Raw genomic sequence first — 19,446 nt, 5'->3', positions numbered from 1 at the left:
CATCTACTGAGCAAAAGCCCTGCACAATAATGTGCAGGGCTTTTTTATTAACTGATGGCGCAACATCAATAACGATCGCCGACGACCTCAATTTTTGCCATACCTTGCGCAAGCTGTTGTAAGTCTTCAGAGCTCAATTGAATGTCCGCTGCCGCCATGTTTTCTTCTAGGCGTGACAACGTTCTCGACCCAGGAATAGGAACAATCCACGGCTTTTGTGCCAATAACCACGCTAGGGCAATTTGTGCCGACGTCGCGTTGTGCTTTTCACCAATACTTGCCAGTAAGTCGATGACGACCTGATTCGCGTCAATCGCCTCAGGCGTAAATCTTGGGTTCCAGCCTCGAAGGTCACTTTTATCATACGTCGTCTGCTTGGTAATCGCGCCAGTGAGATAACCGCGGCCAAGTGGGCTGTATGGCACTAAACCTATACCCAGTGCTTCACATGTCGGTAGAATCTCTTTTTCAATCTCACGCCACCAAATAGAATACTCACTTTGTAGTGCTGAAACAGGCTGAACCGCATGAGCACGGCGAATGATGTCGGCACTGGCTTCAGATAAACCAAAGTGTTTGACTTTTCCTTCACGGATCAAATCCTGTACAGCACCCGCAACGTCTTCTATCGGCACATTGGGATCGACTCGATGTTGGTAAAAGAGATCAATACACTCGACGTTAAGCCGCTTGAGTGACGCTTCAGCCACCCGTTTTATTTGTTCTGGACGACTATCAAATTCGCCAGGTGTCGGACCGATGTTGGGTTGGTGCTTAAAACCAAATTTCGTCGCGATCACTAAGTCACTTTTGTCTAACTGCTGAAAAGCTTCACCAATCAACGTTTCATTGGTGAACGGACCATAGACTTCGGCGGTATCAAAAAACGTCATCCCCGCTTCAACCGATTGGCGTAAGAACGTCAGCATTTGTTGTTTATCGGTTGGTTTGTCGGAGTAGCTCATCCTCATGCAGCCTAAACCGAGAGCGGACACTTCAAGCCCGTTGCCTAATTGTCTTGTTTTCATATCGTCACCTTTTCTAATCAGTGTACTTTCGAATACAAAAATGGGGGAGACTCGCGTCTTCCCCCATATCAACTCCATGATTACTGCAGAAAAAAAGAAATGTGTGGTCAAAACAAACTTACCCCCGACCACACATTGTAGAAACCTGCGGTAACATCAAACTGCGCAAATACGCATTGAGCGTTCGAGTGAGGCCAAAGACCTTCAACCCGTCGATTATTCGGCAGATTCAATCGTGACGTGAGAAGAACCTTTGGTGAAACGCTCAAGGCCGCCATCCAGCTTACCTAACGGGATTAGCCCAGAAGCGTAGCCAAAGCTCTTATAGAAGATCACGAGGTTGCCCCAAGGCGCATAGTAGGCAATATCACCAGCACTTGAACTGCTACCCTTTGGTGCGCCTTCTGTGGTTAATTTACGAGGCAGGTAAGCAATTTTTTCCGTGCTTGCATAATCTTCAAGATCGAAAGTCAATGGCAGCTGAGACACAAAATCGCGCGTACTTGGCGTATCGTCTAAGGTCGCCTCAACGGTACGGTCATCAAACACAAAACGTATTTTCATCTTATTGGCTTCTCTATTAGTTTTTTCAAGTTGAGTTGGCGAAGCATTATTACTCTGCTCCGCGCGGCTAATACTAGGGATGGCAAAGGTGACACACGCAAGCATGGTCAAAAGTAATGCGAGAAAAATGGGTTTATTTTTCACCGTCCCTTCACAGGTATCACAGCCCACATCAATAGGTTTGCTCCTGCCTTTTTTCATTTCCAACATCTTCGCCCCCCTTTTTTACGTGATGCTGGTTAACCCAAAACGCTTTTTAGGCGGTTGAGTCCGTCTTCAAGCACACGGCGTGGACACGCCATATTCAAACGAATATACCCTTCACCAAAATCACCATAGATGGTGCCTTCACTAATGTGCAAATGGCCCTTTTCTTTCAGTAACTGACTGATTTCGTGCGAAGTGAGTTTCAAATTTCGGCAATCAATCCATGCAAGATACGTCGCTTCTTGCTGCGTTAACGTAAGCTCTGGCAGATGCTGGGTTAAAAACGCTGCGACAAATTGGTAGTTACCGTATAAGTAATCCCGCAAATCATCTAACCACTGCTCGCCTTGCGTATAAGCGGCGATTAACGCTTCAACGCCGAATGGGTTAACGTCACACACTTCATGGACGTTAATTGCTTTATCGACACGCTGGCGAATGGTGGGCTCGGCCGCGATGATATTAGCAATTTGTAACCCTGCGATATTGAACGATTTACTTGGCGAATTGCACGTCACAGAGTTCATCAAAAACGTCTCACCAAGCGCAGCGAATGCCTGATGTTTCTGCCCAGGGAAAACCAAATCACAATGAATTTCATCGCTGATGACTTTGACATCATGCTTGAAGCAAATCTCTCCGACACGGCGAAGTTCGTCTTCTCGCCAAGCTCGCCCTACTGGATTATGTGGGTTACATAAGATCATGACGGTGACATCAGGTCGCTTGGCCTGTTGTTCAAGCAAGTCAAAGTCCATCTCATAGTAGCCATTCACATTACGTAGCGGGCTATCAATCAAGTGGCACTCCGTATTTCGAATTGAACTAAAAAAGCAATTGTAAGCCGGAGTTTGCACAATAACGCCATCACCCGGTTGTGTGAGCGCTTTTAAAATTGCCGACAACGCGGGCACCACACCAGACGTGTAAATCACCCAGTCCCGTTCAATGGGCAACTGATGACGACGAGTAAACCAGTCATTTAACGCCACGTAGTAAGTGTCAGGCACTTTGGTATAACCAAACACACCGTGTTCGACTCGGCGCGCTAATGCCGAAAGAATCGCAGGCGCGGTTTTGAAATCCATGTCAGCCACCCACATAGGTAACATTTCTGGATCCTCAGAAAGATCCCATTTCGCACTTCCTGTACCACGTCTTGGCGTGATTTCGTCAAAGTTATACCCTTTCATACCCGGCTTAGTCCTCTTGTGTCTCAATCACACAGCCACCTGGATTTTGGCAATGTTCATCGATAATAATCTCACCAATCGCTTTGGCTTTGATATGCCCAGCTTTTGGATTTTTAACACTAATGATGTCTGAAACAATCTCTGCTTCGAGTGTTGCGTATTCAAAACATAAATCGGTATCAACCATTTTACAGTTGATCATGACCAAGTCTTTCGCGTAACACAAAGGCTGTTCACCACGAATGGTGCAATTGACCAACTTCAGTTTTTTGGAGTGCCAACCTAAGTATTCACCCTCAATCACACTGTCGTAAACCGTCACATTTTCCGTTCCCCAGAACGCATCTTTAGAGTTCAGGTAGGACTTACGGATGGTCACGTTCTTCGCGTCTTGGAAGGAGTAATTACCTTGCAGTGTGAAGTTATCAATTTCGATGTTTTCACAGTTCATGAAGACATAATCGGCGCTCTTCATTTCCACATTGGTGAGGCGAATGTTGTCACACAGCCATAACGTTTCACCTGCACTCGTAAAACGCGAGTTTTCAATGGTTAAATTGGATACACGGCGAAACATTTTTGGGGCTTCTACCACACTGTCTCTCATGGTCAGATTTTGGGTATACCAAATGGCCGCACGTGCGTAGACAGTAAATAAACACTTATCCAGCTCGATATTTTCGCTATGCCAGAACGGGTACTTACCCATAAACTCACACTGAGTAGCAGTGACATCACTTGAGTGTTTGAGTGCAGACTCCCCTGGGTAAAAACGAACTTTATTCAGGCGCTGATTTTTCAACGCAAATAAAGGGCGTTCCCCTTCGTAGAATCGGTCATAGATTTCATTACTTTCTAGAATCTGGTCGAGCATAAATAACTTGCCTAAAAATAAAACAGAAAAGGCGCCAGCGCTTTGGCTGGCGCAGTATTACGATTAGAATGCGTCTTTGAAGAACGCTTCAAATTTGTCAAAAGGAATCACGTCAGTTTTGTCGTAAAGGTCAACGTGGTTTGCGTTTGGAATCACCAAGAGCTCTTTCTCATCACCCGCTTGCTGATACACATCTTCACTGAAGTAGCGTGAGTGCGCGTGTTCACCGATGACCAACAAAATAGGTCGAGGTGAAATCCAATCAAGATGATCAAGAATTGAGAAATTCATCATTGATGGTGCACTGGTCATGGTAAATTGCGTGATGGAATTTGGATGGTAACCACGTGGTGTGGAGTAAAACTCACCAAATTCTTTACCAATGTCGTCTGTGTTTTCATCAAAACCGATTGGCGCGCCACGATCCGTTAGCGCAGGTGCATTGCCTTCAAACTCCGCGTAACGCTGCTCTGCAATAGAGTCAAGCCACGCTGCGCGCTGCTCATCAGTTAATGAATCGCCAAAACCTTTTGCGTGCATCCGAGTAATGTCATACATGCTGGTTGTTGCAACTGCTTTGATTCGGCGGTCCACCTGCGCCGCGCTAAGGGCAAAGCCACCACTACCACAAATACCGATGACCCCAATTTGCTCACGATTCACAAAAGGACGTGTACCAAGGAAATCGACAGCGGCGCTGAAGTCCTCGACGAAAATATCTGGGGACGATAAGTGACGAACTTCACCAGAGCTGTAACCGTTGTATGACGGATCAAAGGTCAATACGGCAAAGCCACGCTGTGCGAGTTCATTTGCGTAGACACCTGGGCCTTGTTCTTTAACGCCGCCATAAGGTGCACCAACAACCAATGCGGGTAGTTGGTCACTTTCGTTCAAACCTTTCGGCAAATACAAATCCGCAGAGATGTTAATCCCGTAGCGAGTTTTGTAAGAAACGGGTTTACGAGTGACGTTCTCGCTCAGTGTGAAAATATAATTATCAACCGTTGCCATAATCATTCTCCTCGAATTTGGTGTATTGAATTCCACACAACAGACTGTTGCGTGTCGCTCGATAACAATTGAACTGAATGTTCATCGAGTAATATAAAGAGCTGAGCACCAGAAAGGCAGTGTAAAACGGTACTCAGCTTCGTTTGCTTTAGAGACCAGTACTTAGGACTAAAGGACAGTACTAATCGAGCAAACCATATTCTTCGTCAGAGACAGGCTCTAACCACTCATTGCTTTTGCCTTCGGCTGGCACATCAATTGCGACGTGAGAAAACCAGCTATCTTTGGCCGCGCCATGCCAGTGTTTGGTGCCCGGCGCGATATAAATCACGTCCCCTGCTTTCATTTGCTGAGCAGGTTTACCCGCCTCTTGGTACCAACCACGGCCACCTGTTCCGAGCAAAATTTGACCACCCTTATGGTGGATATGCCAAAAGTTGCGGCATCCAGGTTCAAAAGTGACATTACCAACACCAACCCCCTCCTTATTTAGGATGTCGAGGTAGCTGGTGCCAGTAAAGTAATCCGCATACGCGGTATTTTCTTCACCGATTGGAAAAATACCAATGCCATCAAATTGTTGTTCATCAAGCTCTGCTGGAATTTTTACGTTTTTTTCTGTGCTCATAGTTCCTCCTTTAAGGGTGAGGTACTGAAGCCCAAAGTACGATTTCCATCTCTACTTCGCGGCTCTTGTTATAAGAGAGTGAAGTCCTGATTCACGGACAATAAACGCGGCAAGTTAACTTAAAACGTTTTGCAACACTTGATTTGCGTTATCGGCAATATCATCACCACAATGCTTGCGTAAGCTGCCAATAAACTGCTCAAGTAGTGTTGGGTTGATACCGTTATTGAGGCTGATACCAATATGTGAGCCAAGCTGGCTATTGACACCATCGATGTTCGCTAGCGCAGCGATGGTGGCTAACTCACGGTCTTGCCAGCTCAAAACATCACGTTCAAAGATATCGCCAAACAAATGCGCTTTTAAGAAATGGTCAATCTCCGGGCAAAAATCAAACATCGGCCCAGCGACAGCTTGCCCGACTAACTGAGTTTGGTTGTCGGTACCAAACTCTAAGCTGGTTTTGTCTTTAGGAAACGGTGATGCGTCTTTACCTTGATCGTCTTCAATGCCGCGCTGTTTACGCTCTTCAACCACGCTCATTAAGGTGCCAATACCGTTTAAGCTGCGAGGAAAACCAGCATAAGCGTACAGCTGAACCAGAACTTCTTTGACTTCGTTGATCGATAACCCTGCGTCAAGCCCCTCATTCAAACTGGTTTTCAGTTTTTCAATGTTGCCACTCGCTGTGAATGCTGAAATAGGAATAATGGCTAGTTGCTTTTCGCTAAATTCTGTTTGCATGGACAATGCCTCCGACATAGTGGTTATAAGTAAAAAAGAATAAACGCAATGGGGTTAATCTTTATTACGCTCTGCGTTCAAACAGTATGGATACTTTACGACGACTCTGCTCAAAACGGTTAGCCTGATCCTTGCCAATTTTTGCCTATTTCTCCAAATGAATAAAATTATTGATAAGTAAAAATTGGTTAACCACTCTAAATTTAAAGTGATAGATTAATGACATCCTTTTGACATTTGCTTGAAAATACTGGGCTATGAAGGTATAAATTGAATAAAAAGAACAGAGCTCCTTTTTTGAATCAAGGTAACAGCCTCCCATCAGAATTGCCTAATATTCTTCTTTTTTAGACAAATTAGATGTTATAGTCTATCCTCTCAACCATATCGAGACTCGCAGGTAACTTGGAAATGAACAGTAAACCATCACCAGATATGGCCACCGCTTCCGCGAAGTTGGCTCACTACGTAGCAAAGTTCGCTCAGCAAGCCAATTACTTTGAAACTGACATTCCTGGTCTAAAACTTAGCCGTTGGTGTTCACCGACTGAACCCACCAGTTATACCCATAATCCCAGTATCTGTTTGATCGCCCAGGGCTCGAAACGCCTGTTGCTTGGTGAAGAAAATTACGAGTATGATGCGACACGTTTTTTGATCTCCTCTGTCGACTTACCGTTGATCGCCAGAATTACCGAAGCATCAGAAGAAAAACCTTATCTTGGTGTGATATTGGAGCTGGATCTTCAAGAGATCGCTCAGCTTATCATCGACAGTAAGTTAACCTTCAATCAAGGTAAGAAGACACAAAAAGGTATTGCTGTCGGCCAACTTTCTACCTCTTTGCTGGATGCGTTTGTTCGACTGCTTGCCCTGCAAGATGAACCCGAGAACGTTAAAATTCTCGCTCCCGTTATCAAACGTGAGATCTTTTATCGCCTTTTAACCTCTCCTCATGGGCAGCAGCTCTACCATATCGTGACATCAGGTAGCCACAGCAATCAGATCTCTAAAGCCATTGAGTGGCTGAAGAGTAATTATATTGAAAGCTTGAATGTTGGCATGTTGGCGGATTACGCAGGCATGAGTAAATCCGCGTTTTACAGTCACTTTCGAGAAATGACGTCGATGACGCCACTTCAGTTTCAAAAGAAACTTCGTCTTAATGAGGCTCGCCGCCTGATGCTAACGGAAAACTTGGACGCGATGGCGACCACCTTTAAAGTCGGTTATGAAAGCCCGTCTCAGTTTAGCCGTGAGTACAGCCGCCTATTTGGTGCGCCACCTGCAAAAGACATTAAAAATTTACGCTCAGCGTATGCAATGTAAGTCGCTTATTCCACAGAAACGACGTAGTGAAACACACCAAAGGTCGTAGTATCCATATTGTTAAAAATCACCGCTTGGCATTTATTATCCTGTGCTGTAAATGCCAAGCTGACTATTACGCTAATCAATAGCTCACTCTATGTCCAATACCTATATCAAATGCAATATTATGCCTTTTAAGCATAATTTGTTTATTTAAAGCCTCCCCCGAGTTCACCAAATCATCGTCTGGTTACGCCAAAACAATGCCTTTCAGGCATCCTGTCCTATTCCTAATAACGATTAGACATAAAAAAATCGGCTTTTTATCATCAAAGCTCGGTTTAAAGTTCAAATTGCGAATGGAGGCGTAATCATGAACCCATCTCTAACCCACTCTCAGCTCCCAGCGTTCATGTTAAGTGGCATGGCACTGTTTATCACAACTACGGCGACTGCGGCTCAAAGCCCGGTGGCGTTCAAGCAAGATTATCAGCAAGACATCCACTACTTTACAAAACATCGCGGTGGCATCACTGAAGAATTATATGCCAGCCAAGCAGCAATAAACGCCGCCAAGCAAGATAAGCCACTCCCCGTCGGGACGTACATTATGATGGAAGACTTTCGCTCAGGTGAGCTGTATCGTTATGTTGCGATGGAAAAGGTTGCAGGCTATGGTGATACTCGAAATGGGTCAAGTAACACCGGAGACTGGGCATTTCAGACCTTTTCCCCTGATGGCGAAATTAATCACAATGAAGATATTAGCCGCTGTCACTCATGTCACAGCTCGCAGGAAAGCAACGATTACGTCTTTAGCTATCAGCAGCTTAAAGCGACCAAGAGCGAATAAAAACGCAAATAAGCTGGCTTCTTTCATTGGCTAAACGGTAAGCTATCTATTAGATCCCCCATGACAAGTAACACATCTAATGGATATTCGCGTTTTACGATACTTTCTCACTATTGTTCGGGAAGGCAGCTTCTCTAGAGCGGCAGAAACTTTATTTATTACTCAGCCTACGTTGAGCCGGCAAATCGCCCAATTGGAGGACGAATTGGGCACAAAATTGTTTCTTCGTGATAAACAACTCACGTTGACAGACTCCGGTCTGATGCTAAGGCGCAGGGCCGAAGAAATACTTGAATTGATGGATATCATTAAAAGCGAGTTTCAATCAGGTGATGAGCTGAGCGGTAAAATTTCCATTGGTTGTGGCGGACTACGCTCGGTCAATGTGCTGATGGAAGAGATGGCGCGTTTTAAGCAGTTATACCCAAAAGTCACTTTTGAGCTTTACACTAACAGTGCAGAAGATATCAAAGAAAAGCTCGACCGCGGCCTTCTCGATTTTGCTATTTTGCTCGAACCGATTGAAATTCAAAAGTATCACTATTTAAGGATTGAGACAAAAGAGCGTTGGGGTTTGTTCATGCCTAGCTCTAGCCCTCTTGCTGCGCAAGCTGAGATCACCAAACGCGATTTAATCAATCTTCCGCTGATTATGAGCAATCGCCAAGCGTTGCAAAAAGAAATCGCGCATTGGCTTCGACTCGATTGGGACGAGCTTAAGATTGTGGCTACCTACAATATCATTACCAACGTCGCCGAAATGGTCAGCAACAACCTCGGTTATGCCATGACGATTGAAGGCGCCGTAGAGCAATTTGATCCAGCTCGGTTTACATTTACGCCATTCACTCCTCCCCTTGAAATGACGTCTGTCATCGCATGGAAAAAACGCGCATCTTCTTTCAATGCCGCGGATACCTTTTTAGCCCATTTAAAGAGCTCAAATTTTGTCGAAAAAACCCAAAATCAATAGCCTCGATTCAAACAGCGCTAACCATCTATGCGACGGCTGACCAACGCGAGGTCATGAATTACCAAGGGGCGTGGCTAATTTCTTGACGAGTCACTCCCCGCGCCTGTAATCGCTTAGCATCAACCGACGGCGCAATGCCATACAAGCGAGAATATTCACGGCTAAACTGCGATGGACTCTCGTATCCGACAGCGTACGCCGTTTCACTCACATCCTTACCCTCAACAAGCAATTTTCTGGCTTCTTGCAAACGAATGGTTTTCTGAAACTGCAGAGGCGTCATGCCGGTTGCCGAACGGAAATGGCGATGAAGCGATGCTTGACTCATTCCGGCTTGCTCGGTTAATCCCTTTATACTCATTGATTCGGCATAGTGCTCTTTTACCCAATTGATCACGTCTCGAATTTTATTAACGCGATAATCATTCCCGGTAATCTGCCTCAATATCTCTTGCTGGTCACTTTGCAATAAACGATAAAGAAGTTCTCGTTCAATCATTGGCGCGAGAAAGGCAGCATCATCCGGGGTATCGAGCAATTCAAATAATCGCGATAACGGCGCTAAAAGATCGTCGGAAGCTTTTGATAGAACAAAGCACTCTCGCTGGGCAGGCTCTCGTTTATCCATACCAGATTCGGTGATCACTTGCGCCAGCTTATCTGGGTCTAGCGTGATACTCAGCGAGATATACGGCGCATCCTGACTGGCTTGGATAATCTGAGTGGCAATGGGTAATTCAATCGAGTTGATAAAAAAATCCCCGGGCGTGTAACGAAAAACCTGTTCCCCCACAGTGACTTCTTTCTCCCCTTGTAACACCAAACACAGCATGGGTTCGTACAATGTCGTTACCGGGCACGTCGCGTTGCTCGACCAGAAAACACTGTAATTGGGATACACGCTTTTACTACCGCCAACCGTAACATGAGGATGCAATAAATTAATAATCTCGTGCAGTTTTTGCTCCATAACTATAAACCTTACTAGCCCACCCACAATTTGGCGAAATAAATTAGGTTGATAGTATTGAGCATGTGATTGAGACAATCAAGTAAGTGCACGTTTATCCGCTACGATACACTAAATCAGTCATCAGGCTAGGTAGGAACATGACGATACTTACCAAACCGAAAGACCTATTTTGATAGTATTAGGAGAATTTATGTCAACAGCTCAAAACTTGAAAGTCGGCTTTATTGGTTTAAACCCAGATAGCCACTGGGCCGCAATGGCGCATTTGCCTGCACTTCAATCTATGCCTGAAAAGTTCACTATTGTCGGCGTAGCGAACAGCAGCCTTGAAAGCTCTCGGCGAACCGCCGAAGCCCTAAAATTGCCTTATGCCTTTGCCAGTGCTCAAGATCTGGTTAACTCGCCTGAGATTGACGTGGTGGTCATTACGGTAAAAGTCCCGTATCACTTTGAACTGGTCTCTGCAGCGCTTAACGCAGGTAAACACGTTTACTGTGAATGGCCATTAGGGAATGGATTAGAAGAAGCTCGTCAATTGACAGCGTTGGCGAAACAAAAAGGTGTGGTTGCGGTTGCAGGTACTCAAGCACGTGGCGCTTTAGAAATTGAACACCTTGCACAACTCATCAAAGAGGGTTATGTCGGCAAAGTTCTATCAACCACACTTATCGGCTCTGGCGGGAATTGGTCCGGCGAAACCGTGAGTGAGTATTACTATCTGTTCGAAAGCAAAAATGGGGCGACCATGCAGTCGATCCCACTCGCTCATACATTAGCGGCGATAAAAGACGTTTTGGGCGACTTTGCAACGCTTGATTCCCAGTTCGTTTTCAACTTCAACGACGTGAAAATCACGGATACAGGAGAAACAAAAGAGAAAACGGCCCCGGACCAAGTATTGGTTCAAGGTACAATGGCAAGCGGTGCTGCTCTCTCTGTCCACTACCGTGGGGGCGCAAACCGCGGTACCAACCTGCTATGGGAAATAAATGGTACTGAAGGCGACATTCAAGTCACCGGCGATCTTGGCCACGCACAAATGATCCAACTCACGGTGAAAGGCGCAAAAGGCGAAGAGAAAGAACTGCAACCACTGATGCCAGAAAAGTCTCTTTATCAAGGGCTACCAGAATTCCCGGGGGCTCGTAATATCAGCCGTCTGTATAGCCGCCTGTACGATGACATCACAACAGGTAGCCAGACTGCGCCTTCATTTGAAGATGCCGTAAAACTGCATGAAGTCGTTGATGCGATTGAGACATCTGCTCAATCCAAATAACCCTTGTTCTAAGGTCTAAACAGCGCGGCTAGCCACCGGGCTAAAATCGAATTTTTGTCCGTATTTTATTTCGGCGGCTAAGGTTACCGTAACTCCCTTAGCCGCTGTTTTTTATAGCTAATATTTTATCACAGTAACGTCGATAACCAAGCTTCCCACGATTGCGGCTGAGAGTAATATTGGCTATGTGGTAATCGAATCCATTTCCCGTCAATATCTGCAAATAAAGTCGGATAGCCTCGCACTTGATGCTCAACCATCAACTGATGAGTCTCATTGACCCAATCGACAGACGCCGCGCCCTGTAAGTCCATCTCATGTTGCCATTGTGTTTCGTCTGCCCCCAATTCTATTGCGATACGCTTGAGTGTTTCTCCCTGTTCAACGTTTTGCCCTAGCTGATAGTGCGCACGTTGAATCGCTTTTAACATGTCAAAGCCACTCAAACCAATTCGCGATGCTACATAGATCGCACGGATAGCAAGAAACGAATCCAATACCAATGGTAACTCACTGTTAACACGGGATAAATAAGCCTCAGCAAATGTAGCGCCGGTTTCAAGCGCGATGCGTTTGTCTGCTTGTACAATGTGCTGACGAAAACTAACCTCGATGGGTTGGCGCTCTATCATGCCTCCAGGGTGGAGGACTAACTCAAACTCACTGTGGTTTTGAATAATGTCGACTAATTGCGTTGCGCCAAAACACCAGCCACACATTGGGTCGAAAAAGTAATGTACTTTGATCATGTTGTTATGTCCTGTTCAATTCCACGAAAGGCTCATCGATGGCATTGAGTTTAGAAAATTGATTAGATAAGAAAAATAGCCAATAATAAGCATCATTATTTCATATTCCGAGCAAATAAAGATGGACCGACTGACCGCTGCTGAAGTCTTTGTGGATGTCGCCTACACAAAAAGCTTTACCGCAACCGCTCAGCGCCTCGAGATGTCTCGCCCAATGGTTACTCGCTATATTGAAGCGATGGAAAGCTGGCTGCAAACGCGTTTACTGCACCGCACGACACGCAAAATTTCATTAACCTCTGAGGGAGAACGCTACTTAAGAGAAGTGGAGATTTGGCTCAATCAAGCCAAGGCGATGACAACGCTAAGGCCAAACAGCTCACATCTTTCAGGAACCATTCGTTTAGCGACCAGTATGTCATTTGGTTTTTCAATACTCGCTCCTATTGTGAGCCAATTTATGGCCATGCATCCACAGGTCTCCATCGATATGGATCTGCAAGATAGTGTGGCGGATTTAGTCGAGCAGCGCATTGATTTAGCGATTCGCATCGCCTCCCACCCAGCCCCGTCACTCATTGGTAAACCGATAGGTGTATGCGATTCTGTCCTAGTCGCCTCACCCGATTATCTCATGATGTCGCCGGCTCTCAATGAACCGCAGGACCTGCGCCGCCATCACTGTTTAGGGTATCGTAATTTTGACATTCCAGTATGGCATCTCTATCGCCAACAGCGGCTCAGCTCAATTGAAGTTCACTGCCAACTGACGGCGAATGAGGCAACAACACTCCTTCACGCCGCTATCAATGGCGCTGGTGTCGCTCAGCAACCGTTGTATCTGGCAAAACCATTAATAGACAATGGTCAACTTATCCATGTTTTACCTGAGTGGGCGCCTAACCCAATGCAGATATACGCTTTGTATTCATCACGCAACTATTTATCACCTAGCGTCCGCGCCTTTATTGATTTTGCTGAAAACGCTTTAAAAACCGCCTTACCGACCAAATAATCGAGTGTAATAGGCGTTAAGTATTCACTGCGCTTGTGTAGGATTAGGCAAAAATAAAATAGTTTTGTCTCTACCAAAATGGGGGAAAATTGGGTCAAATGAAATTAGTGATCAATCTAAGATCACACGACGAGCCCCATGACTCTCCATTTATTTTAAGGTAAATAATGTACAAGAGCCCCTCGCCTACTGTTCGTGAAAATCCGGCTAACGCCACAAATTCAAAACGTCATAAATCATTTAGGTGTTCAGTAATGATCTATATTTCAATACTTATTGTTATTGTCGCTGTTGGTGTATACGTCTACTTGCAACGTCCGCAGTTCGACGCACCCAGCGTTGAAGAGCAATCTTACCAAGGCAAGTATTACCAAGGACAATTCCACAACGTGAATGAAGTCCCCGTGACAACATCCGACGATAATTTCTTTGTTGGCTTGTATAAGTTTCTGACAGACAAAACTCAAGACGCAAAACCAGCGGCAGAACTACCATCGCAAAAAACAGATCTCTTGGGTTTGGATCCCAACGAAAATATCGTAGTGTGGATGGGACATTCATCATACTTTATGCAACTTGATGGTCAGCGTTATCTGATTGATCCTGTGTTTAGCGACAGCGCCTCACCGGTCCCCGGTACCAATACCGCGTTTGCAGGGAGTAACGTGTATCACGCCAAAGATATTCCCGAGATAGATTATTTACTTATCACCCACGATCACTGGGATCACCTCGATTATCCAACATTGGAAGCTCTGCGTGACAAAGTGGCTCAAGTGGTCACCCCAATAGGTGTTGGTTCTTATCTTACACAGTGGGGTTATACCAATGACACAATATTTGAACGCGATTGGTTTGAAGTATTCAATGCCCATCAAAGCACTGATATTTATGTATTGCCAGCACAACACTTCTCTGGACGCATGTTACAGCGTAACCAAACACTTTGGGGATCGTTTGCGATTGTGACGCCAAATCACAAAGTTTACTTTGGTGGCGATAGTGGCTATGGCCCCCACTTTAAGCAAATTAATGAGCAGCTTGGTGGGTTTGATTTAGCGGTATTAGAAACTGGGCAATACAGTAAAAATTGGCCATTTATTCATATGATGCCAGAAGAAACGGCGCAAGCCGCCGAGGATCTGGAAGCTCAAGCGGTATTACCTTCGCACAATAGTAAGTTCCGCTTATCCAATCACAGCTGGTATGAGCCATTAGATCGATTGAGTGGGGCAAGTCGTGATAAACCGTATCGTTTGTTGACGCCGCTAATAGGACAAAGCGTTCGCTTAGATGATGAGGGTCAAGTGTTTAATGCCTGGTGGCAACCACTTAAAAGTGAATAAATAAAAAAGCCCCCGCGGGATAAGCGGGGGAAGCGTAAATCTTATCAATCCCTCTACCGAGGGATTTTTTTATGGCAAATAAGCGCCACCACAAACTGGCGTATAGGTTCCCGTGACGTGACCGCTGTTTTCATCACATAAGAATTTAACCGTGTTGGCAACATCTTCTGGCGTTGCAATCTTTTGTGTTGGCGTATGTAAGCGGATCATTTCTTTAAACTCTTCAGGCGCATCTTTAGTCGCATCGGTAGCAACCAGTCCTGGCGCGACAATGTTAGAAGTGATACCAAATGGCCCCAGCTCTTGAGCTAAGTACTTATTGAAGCTATCCAACGCACCTTTCGCTGAACCATGAGCAATGAAGTTAGGTGCCGGGCTTTCAGAAAGCGTACTCGAAATAAACACTAAGCGGCCAAACCCTTTGGCTTTCATCGAAGTCGCTGCAAGCTGCGCTGAGGCATAGGCTGCGTGCATTTCATCGTTAAGTTTCTGTGCGAACTCATCCCACGTCTGTTCCATAAATGGTTTTGACGTGAAATTCATATTCGCGTTAGACACCAAAATATCCACGCCACCATGCTGTTCCACCGTAGCAAACATCGCTTTTAGTTGAGTATCATCACGAACGTCAGCTTGAATAATATGAGCTTCCCCTCCGTTGCGAGTGATCTCTTCAGCGAGATCGCTGGCAACTTGATTGCTGTTTACAAAGTTAATAAAAACTCGGTTTCCAGCAGCAGCTAAGGCTTTCGCTGAAGCAGCACCGATACCTCGAGCTCCACCAGTAATAAGCACGTTACGTTTTGTCATAATAAGCTCCATATAGGATTGAGGGTTAATTGTTCGCGAAACCGCGAATGTTCATTCAGACCGCATTACGCGACTGTTAATTATGGTTCATCTGCCTTAAGTTCTTAATCACATGACCAAGCATTTGCTGGCTGTTTTCCAGCACTTGCTCTGAGACACCTCGCTGGGCTTCATCGAGCAATTGAGAAGCAATTTCAGCGCATCGCGTCGCAATTTCGGCGGTTTTCTGCGTTGCGGACACTCTTTTCTTGCGACTATCGTTTGGATCTTTGGCTCTTAATATCCAGCCTTTTTTCTCGAGGCCATCAACACAGCGACTCACGCTCGATTTTTCCAAATACAGCTTCTCTCCGAGCTCAGCTTGGGTCATCGATTGATGTTCGATGAGGACCACCAACACTCCCCACTGTTCTGGCGTCATGTCGATTTGCGCTTGTTGAAAGCGAACCGCAAGTTGGTTATTAAACAGCCGGCTGGAAAGACCCGTTAGGAAACCCAGCGAATCGGTATGGTCATACAAAGACATATAAGCTCTTTTACAGCATCGAATAATTATAGTTGTATACACAACTATAATCCTAACTGTCAAGTCGAATCGAAATCTATTCTCATTTAACTGCAACCTCGGTAAGGGATAACAACCAGCTTGAACTCCTCATCAAACAAGCTTGTATGGGCTTTTCCACCTTCAGTAACCTTGGTTTCCAGCGCTAAGTCGTATCGATCGATTTATTTACAAAAGTCCATAAATGAACTATATTTCAAAATAAATCCATATTGAGACTTAACTATGAAAGTGACAAAAACCGAACAACACAACGGTCAATCACTTGCCATCGCAGGGTTTAAAGCCGCTGATAATATTCTCGCCTCTTGGGGATGCTCCGCGCTGCAAAGCCAACAAATTCTCAAGTTGTCCAAGTCGTCTTATCACAAATACAAAGCGAATCCTGAAACAACACGGCTCAGCGATGACCAACTTGAACGCGTTAGTTACCTACTTAACATCCATCAGGCACTGCGCATCGTGTTCAGTAATCCTCAAAACGTCAGTGGATTTATGAAAATGAAAAACCACAACGACTACTTTGCAGGTCGCAGCCCACTTGAGATTATCGAATCCGGAAAATTTGGCGATCTGTATGAAGTTGCGCGACGTGTTGATGCGTTAAGAGGTGGGTTGTGGGGATAAAAGAGGTAAAAGCGTCGCAGGGTTACCGTTTAGTTAACACCAAGTATCCACCAATTTCACTCTTCGATGATGTGGCTGATGCAGAGGATTTTGACAAATTATACGCAATTCAAGCGATGACCAACCCACGCTTACGCGACGAGGTGGGTGATGTAACACTGATAGCGCCCGACGAAATACCTTATCAGTGCCAACGAGGAAGGAGCTTTGCTATTGCGCCTTTTACCCACATTAATCCGTCAGGCGGCCGCTTCAGCGATGGACTTTTTGGCGCGCTGTATATCGCTTCAACCGAGCAAACGGCAGCACTAGAAGTACGTCATCATCAACAGCAATATTGGCAAAATGTCGAAGGGCTCGGTTATGATCGGTTTTTGTTTCGAGGTTTAATTGTCACTCACCAGGCAGCACCGATTTATCATATTGATACCGCTCAAGAGGCGGTGCTCAATCCAAGCAGTTACATCGACTCACAACAACTGGCTCGCGAGCTTAAGCAGCAAGATTTCCAAGCGGTACATTACCCTTCAGTGCGAGATGAAAACGGCGAATGCTGGGCGTTATTTACTCCTAAACCCGTATCGGATGTCGTCCAAAGCTACCTTTTAGAAATGATTTGGGATGGTGACAGCATTTCAGAGGTGAATAAAGTGGATCACCTTTGTTTGTAATCAGAGCCACAATAATGTGGCTCTTTGATGATCATTCCGCCGTGGCGACAGAGACTGATTTTCGGCTACTGGCATAAATAAAGTACAAAGCGGCCGCTAAGCAGATAATGGCACCAATTCTAGGGGCAGAGAGTGTGATTTCGCTATTCCCAAACCACCCAAAGTTATCGATTAACATGCTCATTAGAAGCTGACCAAAAATCACCGCAACGGTCGATACCGCGACACCAATTCGTTGTACTGCGATAACCATAATGACAATATAAGGCACCCCGCACATAGCGCCCAATAACTGCCATTTAGGCACATCCATCAAAGTGACGGCATGATTCGGCTCAAAATAAAAGATCAGTAACGCCGTTACCAAGGCTCCGACTGAAAATGTCAAAAACGCACAACGAAACACCCCAACTTTATTCCCTAACTGACCGTTAATAGCCGCCTGAATACTCAATAAAGCACCACCGATGATGCTCAATACAATCATTATAATTGTCATATTACTCTACCCTTGCGCTATGAGGATTAACGCTAACACAATAAAACCCATCGCAATTAGCCGATGGCTATCGACTTTGCGGCGCTCTGTACCCAGTAATCCGTAGTGGTCAATGATGACACTTTTGCCGATCTGTCCCGCCAAGATCCCAATCATGGTCATTGCGATACCAATCGCTGGTGTTACCACCGTCAAAATGACCACATAGCCAGCTCCCAAAAGGCCGCCAAGTAACTGCCATGAAGGCTGTTCAAAAAACGAAGGGCTGTTACGCGGGCTAAAAAACAGCATCAATAAAAATGTCAATGCAGCGCCTACGCCAAAGATGCTAAGCGTCGCCCAAAGGTGACCCACTTGTTCGCCAAGCGGGCCCAGCAAACCAGCCTCGACGGAAAGTCCCATCCCCCCGATGATTACGATAAGAATAAGTAAAAATTGCATATCAATGCGCCATGTTATGAAAAAACCCGTGAATGATACATTGGCTAATTAGCAAGAAAAACGACATAATCTAGCAATCACCTTTGCAAAAAATGCACAAATGAACCGTACTAATACTATTGATATTCGCGCGTTACGCTTTTTTATCAGCGTGTTTAATGCTCAAAACTTTTCGGTGGTCGCGAGGCGAGAAGACGTCTCTGCGTCAATGATATCTCGAACGATTCACCAGCTTGAAGATGCGCTTGGGCAGCAACTTTTTTATCGCAATACTCGAGCCGTGATTCCGACAGAGGCAGGTAAACTGTTTTTTGACTATGCAAAAAATGTGGTAGAGCAGCTCGATGAAGCGCAGGAGCAACTACAAGACCGCGTCGCCGAACCTACTGGTCTTGTTCGAATCAATGCTCCAGTATTTTTTGGTCAACGCCACATCGCACCATGGCTAGCCAATCTTTATCAGCGTTACCCTAAGTTATCCGTAGATTTAACGTTAACAGACGAGTTTATCGACCCATTAAAAGAAGGCGCTGATTTGATGTTTCGTATTAGCAAACTGGGCGACTCTTCGTTTCATGCCAAGGTTCTGGCCAGTCAGCATTACTATTTAGCGGCATCGCCACACTATATAGCTCAGCATGGTCAACCTGAGACGCCCGAAGCGCTATGTGAGCATCAATGTTTAGTCTACAAAGGGTTTCAAGGTCCGAATCGCTGGCTGGTACAAAACAAGAATGGGGGTTGGGTGCAGTGCCCTATCACTCCGTATCTCACTTCAAATAACTCCGACAGCCTACTCACCGCCGCGTTACAGGGAATGGGGATCATCCTTTTTCCTGACTGGTTGATCGGCAATGAATTAAAAAACGGCCAGTTGTGTAAAGTATTACCGAATCATCAAGCAGCGATTCATACTCAGCCGCAGCATGTCGCAGCCATTTATCCCAATGTTCGCCACCCACCGCTTAATGTGCGAACCGTGATTGATTACTTTACAGAAGTCTACGGTTCACCCGCTTATTGGCAACTATGAACACCATATGAGTGAGTTAACGGATTAAATTTGATACCTAATTATAAAA

General features: G+C 45.4%; 22 protein-coding genes. 9 read left to right on the top strand and 13 right to left on the bottom strand.

Annotated elements, in window-relative coordinates; genetic code table 11:
* Positions 1–65: 65 nt before the first annotated feature.
* The 7 genes from M1D72_RS02765 to M1D72_RS02735 all read right to left on the bottom strand — a co-directional run bounded on the left by M1D72_RS02765 (position 66) and on the right by M1D72_RS02735 (position 6,252).
* The gene (locus M1D72_RS02765; protein WP_456295481.1) at positions 66–1,028 is read right to left on the bottom strand and encodes an aldo/keto reductase; all 963 of its coding nucleotides are present in this window, start codon (positions 1,026–1,028) and stop codon (positions 66–68) included.
* Between the two features lie 216 nt (positions 1,029–1,244).
* Complete coding sequence (locus tag M1D72_RS02760; protein ID WP_456295480.1) at positions 1,245–1,802, bottom strand: cyclophilin-like fold protein; 558 nt, start codon at positions 1,800–1,802, stop codon at positions 1,245–1,247.
* A 29-nt stretch (positions 1,803–1,831) separates the two neighbouring features.
* Complete coding sequence (locus M1D72_RS02755; protein WP_390195766.1) at positions 1,832–2,992, bottom strand: MalY/PatB family protein; 1,161 nt, start codon at positions 2,990–2,992, stop codon at positions 1,832–1,834.
* A 7-nt stretch (positions 2,993–2,999) separates the two neighbouring features.
* On the bottom strand, positions 3,000–3,866 hold the full coding sequence (locus tag M1D72_RS02750) for a DUF3737 family protein (RefSeq protein ID WP_456295479.1): 867 nt from the start codon (positions 3,864–3,866) through the stop codon (positions 3,000–3,002).
* A 63-nt stretch (positions 3,867–3,929) separates the two neighbouring features.
* A complete protein-coding gene (locus M1D72_RS02745; protein WP_390195770.1) occupies positions 3,930–4,880 on the bottom strand; it encodes an alpha/beta hydrolase in 951 nt (316 codons plus the stop codon).
* Positions 4,881–5,061: 181 nt separating this feature from the next.
* Positions 5,062–5,508 carry a cupin domain-containing protein gene (locus M1D72_RS02740; RefSeq protein WP_390195772.1) on the bottom strand — a complete coding sequence of 149 codons (447 nt, stop codon included), beginning with the start codon at positions 5,506–5,508 and terminating at the stop codon, positions 5,062–5,064.
* Positions 5,509–5,622: 114 nt separating this feature from the next.
* Positions 5,623–6,252, bottom strand: a complete 630-nt coding sequence (locus tag M1D72_RS02735) for a carboxymuconolactone decarboxylase family protein (protein ID WP_456295478.1) — start codon at positions 6,250–6,252, stop codon at positions 5,623–5,625.
* Positions 6,253–6,687: 435 nt separating this feature from the next.
* On the opposite strand from M1D72_RS02735, the gene M1D72_RS02730 reads away from it, so the two are divergent.
* From M1D72_RS02730 to M1D72_RS02720, 3 genes are all read left to right on the top strand, one after another.
* Positions 6,688–7,581, top strand: a complete 894-nt coding sequence (locus tag M1D72_RS02730; protein ID WP_456295592.1) for an AraC family transcriptional regulator N-terminal domain-containing protein — start codon at positions 6,688–6,690, stop codon at positions 7,579–7,581.
* Positions 7,582–7,936: 355 nt separating this feature from the next.
* Entirely contained in the window at positions 7,937–8,416 is a 480-nt protein-coding gene (locus tag M1D72_RS02725; RefSeq protein ID WP_456295477.1) for a cytochrome P460 family protein, read from the top strand.
* Between the two features lie 79 nt (positions 8,417–8,495).
* Positions 8,496–9,389 carry a LysR family transcriptional regulator gene (locus M1D72_RS02720; RefSeq protein WP_456295476.1) on the top strand — a complete coding sequence of 298 codons (894 nt, stop codon included), beginning with the start codon at positions 8,496–8,498 and terminating at the stop codon, positions 9,387–9,389.
* A gap of 58 nt (positions 9,390–9,447) precedes the next feature.
* On the opposite strand, the gene M1D72_RS02715 is transcribed toward M1D72_RS02720, so the two are convergent.
* Entirely contained in the window at positions 9,448–10,359 is a 912-nt protein-coding gene (locus tag M1D72_RS02715; RefSeq protein ID WP_456295475.1) for an AraC family transcriptional regulator N-terminal domain-containing protein, read from the bottom strand.
* A 193-nt stretch (positions 10,360–10,552) separates the two neighbouring features.
* Here M1D72_RS02715 and M1D72_RS02710 point away from each other — a divergent pair, with 193 nt between their 5' ends.
* Complete coding sequence (locus M1D72_RS02710) at positions 10,553–11,641, top strand: Gfo/Idh/MocA family protein (RefSeq protein ID WP_456295474.1); 1,089 nt, start codon at positions 10,553–10,555, stop codon at positions 11,639–11,641.
* A gap of 128 nt (positions 11,642–11,769) precedes the next feature.
* On the opposite strand, the gene M1D72_RS02705 is transcribed toward M1D72_RS02710, so the two are convergent.
* Entirely contained in the window at positions 11,770–12,390 is a 621-nt protein-coding gene (locus tag M1D72_RS02705) for a DsbA family protein (RefSeq protein WP_456295473.1), read from the bottom strand.
* A gap of 121 nt (positions 12,391–12,511) precedes the next feature.
* Here M1D72_RS02705 and M1D72_RS02700 point away from each other — a divergent pair, with 121 nt between their 5' ends.
* Both M1D72_RS02700 and M1D72_RS02695 read left to right on the top strand, forming a co-directional pair.
* A complete protein-coding gene (locus M1D72_RS02700) occupies positions 12,512–13,405 on the top strand; it encodes a LysR family transcriptional regulator (protein WP_456295472.1) in 894 nt (297 codons plus the stop codon).
* Positions 13,406–13,659: 254 nt separating this feature from the next.
* Positions 13,660–14,751 carry an MBL fold metallo-hydrolase gene (locus tag M1D72_RS02695; protein ID WP_456295471.1) on the top strand — a complete coding sequence of 364 codons (1,092 nt, stop codon included), beginning with the start codon at positions 13,660–13,662 and terminating at the stop codon, positions 14,749–14,751.
* Positions 14,752–14,820: 69 nt separating this feature from the next.
* Here M1D72_RS02695 and M1D72_RS02690 read toward each other — a convergent pair whose 3' ends face one another.
* Positions 14,821–15,561 carry an SDR family oxidoreductase gene (locus tag M1D72_RS02690; RefSeq protein ID WP_456295470.1) on the bottom strand — a complete coding sequence of 247 codons (741 nt, stop codon included), beginning with the start codon at positions 15,559–15,561 and terminating at the stop codon, positions 14,821–14,823.
* Between the two features lie 76 nt (positions 15,562–15,637).
* Positions 15,638–16,087 (bottom strand): MarR family winged helix-turn-helix transcriptional regulator, encoded by a 450-nt coding sequence (locus M1D72_RS02685; RefSeq protein WP_390195794.1) that lies wholly within the window; start codon positions 16,085–16,087, stop codon positions 15,638–15,640.
* A 264-nt stretch (positions 16,088–16,351) separates the two neighbouring features.
* Here M1D72_RS02685 and M1D72_RS02680 point away from each other — a divergent pair, with 264 nt between their 5' ends.
* Together M1D72_RS02680 and M1D72_RS02675 are read left to right on the top strand one after the other, a co-directional pair.
* Positions 16,352–16,753: an MbcA/ParS/Xre antitoxin family protein gene (locus M1D72_RS02680; RefSeq protein ID WP_390195797.1), complete on the top strand. Its 402-nt coding sequence runs from the start codon at positions 16,352–16,354 to the stop codon at positions 16,751–16,753.
* A complete protein-coding gene (locus tag M1D72_RS02675; RefSeq protein WP_456295469.1) occupies positions 16,744–17,424 on the top strand; it encodes an RES family NAD+ phosphorylase in 681 nt (226 codons plus the stop codon). Before M1D72_RS02680 ends, M1D72_RS02675 begins: the two co-directional genes overlap by 10 nt.
* A gap of 31 nt (positions 17,425–17,455) precedes the next feature.
* Here the strand turns inward: M1D72_RS02675 and M1D72_RS02670 are convergent, their stop codons facing one another.
* Entirely contained in the window at positions 17,456–17,923 is a 468-nt protein-coding gene (locus tag M1D72_RS02670) for a DMT family transporter (protein WP_456295468.1), read from the bottom strand.
* A gap of 6 nt (positions 17,924–17,929) precedes the next feature.
* Positions 17,930–18,364, bottom strand: coding sequence for a DMT family transporter (locus tag M1D72_RS02665; RefSeq protein WP_390195806.1), 435 nt, complete (start codon positions 18,362–18,364; stop codon positions 17,930–17,932).
* A gap of 100 nt (positions 18,365–18,464) precedes the next feature.
* Between M1D72_RS02665 and M1D72_RS02660 the strand changes: the two genes are divergently transcribed.
* A complete protein-coding gene (locus tag M1D72_RS02660) occupies positions 18,465–19,397 on the top strand; it encodes a LysR substrate-binding domain-containing protein (protein WP_456295467.1) in 933 nt (310 codons plus the stop codon).
* The last annotated feature ends 49 nt before the right edge of the window (positions 19,398–19,446 follow it).

Source organism: Vibrio sp. AK197 (assembly GCF_053903115.1).
Note: the sequence above shows the minus strand (reverse complement) of the source record. Positions and strands in the feature narration are given on the sequence as shown.